Source organism: Streptomyces sp. FH025, assembly GCF_017427025.1.
GTDB lineage: Bacteria > Actinomycetota > Actinomycetes > Streptomycetales > Streptomycetaceae > Kitasatospora.
This window is the reverse complement of record NZ_JAFLNG010000829.1, coordinates 1-2,967: the sequence shown is the minus strand read 5'-3', so window position 1 is coordinate 2,967 and position 2,967 is coordinate 1. Positions and strand designations below refer to the sequence as shown.

General features: G+C 76.1%; 3 protein-coding genes. 2 read left to right on the top strand and 1 reads right to left on the bottom strand.

Features of this window, described 5'->3' with window-relative positions; all coding sequences use genetic code 11:
* Positions 1-992: S1 family peptidase (locus J0670_RS34470; protein WP_207816345.1), on the top strand; the 992-nt coding region annotated here is incomplete at its 5' end.
* Positions 993-1,076: 84 nt separating this feature from the next.
* Here J0670_RS34470 and J0670_RS34465 read toward each other — a convergent pair.
* Entirely contained in the window at positions 1,077-2,306 is a 1,230-nt protein-coding gene (locus J0670_RS34465; protein ID WP_207816344.1) for an ROK family protein, read from the bottom strand.
* Between the two features lie 358 nt (positions 2,307-2,664).
* On the opposite strand from J0670_RS34465, the gene J0670_RS34460 reads away from it, so the two are divergent.
* On the top strand, positions 2,665-2,967 hold a 303-nt coding region (locus J0670_RS34460; protein WP_243437942.1), incomplete at its 3' end, for a PAS domain-containing protein.

Here is a 2,967-nt window from a genome sequence, read left to right as displayed (position 1 = left end):
CCCCGCAGGCCGCCGCCGACCGGATCGCCCAGGAGGGCCACGCCGCCGCGGTCAGGACCGCGCTCACCCGGGTGCTCGGCGACCGCTGGGCCGGTGCCTGGGTGGACGGGCCGCAGGCCGACCTGGTGGTGGCCACCACGGACGCCTCCGCCGCCCGGACCATCACCGCCCACGGCGGCCGGGCGACCGTCGTGCGGCACTCGCTCAAGGCGCTCGACCGGGCCAAGGACGCGCTCGACCGGGTGTCCGCGGACGCCGCGCCCGAGGCCACCCCGCTCTGGTACGTCGACGTCCGGGCCAACACCGTCGTGGTGCGCTCCGCCGACACCGCCCGCACCGAGGCCTTCCTGAACCGGTCCGGAGTGGACCGCGCGCTGGTGCGGGTCGAGCCGGCCACCACCGCGCCCCGGCCGCTCGCCGACCTGCACGGCGGGGACGCCTACTACATCGACAACGCCGCCCGCTGTTCGATCGGCTTCCCGGTCAGCCAGAACGGCCAGCCGGGCTTCGTCAGCGCCGGCCACTGCGGCCAGCCCGGCTCCAACGCGACGGCCGCCGACGGCAGTTCGATCGGCACCTTCCAGGGCTCGACCTTCCCGGGCAACGACTGGTCCTGGGTGGCGGCCAACCCGGGCTGGACCGCCCAGCCGCAGGTGAACGACTACGCGGGCGGCGTGGTGACGGTGGGCGGCTCGACCGAGCAGTCGATCGGCGGATCGGTCTGCCGCTCCGGCTCCACCACCGGCTGGCACTGCGGCACCGTCGAGGAGCAGAACGCCACCGTCAACTACCAGGAGGGCAGCGTCTACGGCGTCACCCGCACCACGGTGTGCGCCGAACCGGGCGACTCCGGCGGGTCGTTCATCTCCGGCAACCAGGCCCAGGGCGTGACCTCCGGCGGCTCCGGCGACTGCACCTCGGGCGGTGAGACGTTCTTCCAGCCGGTCAATCCGATCCTCAGCACCTACGGCCTGACGCTGGCCACCGGCTGACCCCAGGCCTGACCCCAGGCCTGGCCCGAGGCCCAAGGCCTGACCCGAAGCCCAAGGCCCAAGGCCCGACCCAAGACCCAAGACCTAAGGCCTGTCCGACAGCTCCGCCGTCCGGCGCTCGAACACCTCGGGACGGGCGCTCTCCAGCGCCGTGGAGACCGCGCCCAGGAGCACCGCCTCCTCCCCCAGGAGGCTGGGTGCGAGCGCCGGACGCATCGGGGCGAGCCGGTGCAGGGCCTGCTCCAGCGGCGCCAGGAGCAGGTCCGCACTGCTGCCGATGCCGCCACCGAGCACCACCAGGTCCGGGTCGAGCACCGCCGACAGCACGGCGACGGCGTAGGCGAGCCGCTCCGCCTCCTGCTCCACCAGCCGGACGGCCGCGGCCTCGCCCGCCCGGGCCCGCTGGAAGACCTGCTTGGCGGTCGGCTGCCGGCCGCCCGCACCGGTCAGCCCGGCCGCCCGGGCGGAGCGCACCACGGCGTCCGCCGCGGCCTCCTGCTCGATGGTCGCGACCGGTTCGCCCGGGCGGGCGGGCAGCGGCACCAGGCCGATCTCGCCCAGCGCGCCGTGCGCGCCGACCAGCAGTTCGCCGTCCTTGACCACGCCCACCCCGAGCCCGGTGCCGACCAGCAGGTAGGCGAACATCCGGCTGCCCCTCCCCGCGCCCAGGGTGTACTCGCCGAGCGCGGCGAGGTTGGCGTCGTTGCCCACCGTGACGACCGTGCCCAGGCCCTCCCCTATCCGGTCGAACAGGCCGGGCCGGCCCCAGCCCGGCAGGCTGGTGGCGTAGCGCACGCCGCGCTGCTCCTCGTCCCAGACGCCCGGAGTCCCGATCACCGCGTGCACGATGTCCCCGGCGGCGAGGCCCGCCTCCGCGATCGCCTCGTGCGCGGCGGCGACCACGGCGTCCGCGACGGCGTCGGCGGTCCGGCCCCGGTTGGGCACGTCCCGGCGGGCGACCACCGTCCCGGCGATGTCCGCGACGGCCACCCGCAGCCGGGCCCGGCCGATGTCCACGCCGAGCACGTGGCCGGCCGTCGGCTCGACCTCGTACAGGACGGCGGTGCGGCCCCGCTCGGGCGCCAGCCGCCCGGCCGCGCGGACCAGCCCGGCCCGCTCCAGCTCGGCCAGCGCGGCGGAGACGGTGGGCTTGGACAGGCCGGTGTCCCGGGCCAGCTGGGCGCGCGAGGAGCCACCGCCGGTGCGCAGCAGCTCCAGCAGCAGCCACTCGTTGTTGCTGCGCAGTCGCTGTCGGTTCCACGGCACCCCGGGGGCCCCGGCCGCCGGGCGACTGGTCGGCAGGTGGGGGCTCATCGCATCCTCCGGTCTGGTGCTGACGATCTGGCGTCGGTGCCTCGGTGCTGTTCGGTGCCGTTCAGCACCGTTCGGCGCTGCTCGTTCCGGCCGTCCGGCCCGTACGGCGGGCCGACGATCCGCCCGCAGGACGGACCGACGAGTCGCCGAACTCGCAGGCGTGGCACGGTCCGCGGCGCCCAGTGCCGGGCGCCGCCGCCCAAGTATGACGGGTGATCACCCGACGCCTCCCACACGCCCCGGTGCCCCGGATCGAGCGCCCCGGCCGCCCGGAGCCCGCTCTACAACACGGTCTTGGTCCAGTCAAGGTTTCACCCCGTTGTGGGCGTGCCGCGCTCCGGCGCGTGATCATGGGCCTATGCACTTCCGGCACGGCAACCGATCACAGGGCTCCCCGGCCCCGGCCCCGGGCGCCCGGTCCCTGACGGCGACCGCGGCGGCGCTCGCCGCCGGCCTCGGCACGATCACCGGCCTCGGCGCGATCACCGGCGGCGACCGCCAGGGCACCGACCGCCACGGCGATCCGGACCAGCTGCGCGACGTGCTGACCGCTGCCCCGGTGGGCCTGGCCCTGCTCGACGACCGGCTGCGCTGGCGCCACCTCAACGCCGCCTTCTCCGCCGTGACCGGACTGCGCCGCGCCGACCTGCTCGGCCGCCCC

What these genes read in the sequence shown, in the direction of transcription:
- J0670_RS34465 (WP_207816344.1), bottom strand. Translation starts at nt 2,306, where the DNA reads ATGAGCCCCCACCTGCCGACCAGTCGCCCGGCGGCCGGGGCCCCCGGG.